Below are 1,272 nucleotides of genomic sequence, written 5' to 3'. Positions count from 1 at the left end.
GGCCCGAAAGAAAGGTAGGAGGCCATGACGAAAGGTCTGCACGTGCCTTCCGAGATCGGCAAGCTCAGGAAGGTCTGCCTGCACCGTCCCGGCGACGAGCTCCTCAACCTGCCGCCCGACGAGCTCGAGCGACTCCTGTTCGACGACGTCCCGTTCCTGGAGGTCGCGCAGCAGGAGCACGACACCTTCGCCCAGATCCTTAAGGACCAGGGCGTGGAGGTGCTCTACCTCGAGAACCTCGTCGCAGAGGTGTTCGACCAGGTCCCCGGCGCCCGCGCCGAGTTCACCGACCAGTACATCGCCGAGGCAGGCATCCGCGGCCAGCAGATGCCGCAGATCGTCCGCGAGAAGCTGGACTCCATCGAGGACAACCTCGAGTTCGTCAAGAAGACCATGGCCGGCATGACCAAGGCCGAGATCGACATGCCCCTCACGGCGTCCACGACCCTCGACTCCCTGGTCAACTCCGAGTCCGAGTCCGACCTGATCATCGACCCGATGCCCAACCTCTACTTCACCCGCGACCCGTTCGCGGTCGTCGGCGAGGGCGTCAACCTCAACCGCATGTACTCGGTCACCCGCAACCGCGAGACCCTGTACGGCAAGTACGTCTTCAAGTACCACCCCGACTACAAGGACGTCTCCCTGTATTTCCGCCGCGACTGCCAGTTCCACACCGAGGGCGGCGACGTGCTGAACATCAACGAGAAGACCCTCGCCGTCGGCATCTCCCAGCGCACCCAGGCCGCCGCGATCGACGTCATGGCCCAGAACATCTTCTGGAACTCCGACTCCAAGGTCGAGCGCATCCTGGCCTTCGACATCCCGGTCTCCCGCGCCTTCATGCACCTCGACACGGTCTTCACTCAGATCGACGTCGATAAGTTCACGATCCACCCCGCCATCATGGGCACCCTGCGCGTCTACGAGCTGACCGCCGGCAAGAACCCGGGCGACGTGAACATCCGCCTGATCGAGGACACCCTCGAGCACGTCCTGGAGGACGCCACCGGCGTTGACCAGGTCAAGCTGATCCCCTGCGGCGGCGGCGACCCGATCGCGGCCTCCCGCGAGCAGTGGAACGACGGCTCCAACACCCTGTGCGTCGAGCCCGGCAAGATCTGCGTCTACGCCCGCAACACCGTCACCAACGACGTGCTGTACAAGGAGGGCCTGGACCTTCTCGTCGTGCCCTCCGCCGAGCTCTCCCGCGGCCGTGGCGGCCCGCGCTGCATGAGCATGCCCTTCTGGCGCGAGGACCTCTAAGGTTTT

Annotated in this window: 1 protein-coding gene; it reads left to right on the top strand. The window is 64.8% G+C overall.

What is annotated here, in order from left to right; genetic code table 11:
- The first annotated feature begins 24 nt into the window (after nucleotides 1-24).
- On the top strand, nucleotides 25-1,266 hold the full coding sequence (arcA, locus tag DW754_RS10815; protein ID WP_117584235.1) for an arginine deiminase: 1,242 nt from the start codon (nucleotides 25-27) through the stop codon (nucleotides 1,264-1,266).
- Nucleotides 1,267-1,272 lie beyond the last annotated feature (6 nt).

The sequence above is a fragment of the Collinsella sp. AM29-10AC genome, from assembly GCF_003469085.1.
Classification (GTDB): Bacteria; Actinomycetota; Coriobacteriia; order Coriobacteriales; family Coriobacteriaceae; genus Collinsella.
The sequence above is the reverse complement of the archived record's forward strand: the minus strand, read 5'-3'. Positions and strand labels throughout refer to the sequence as shown.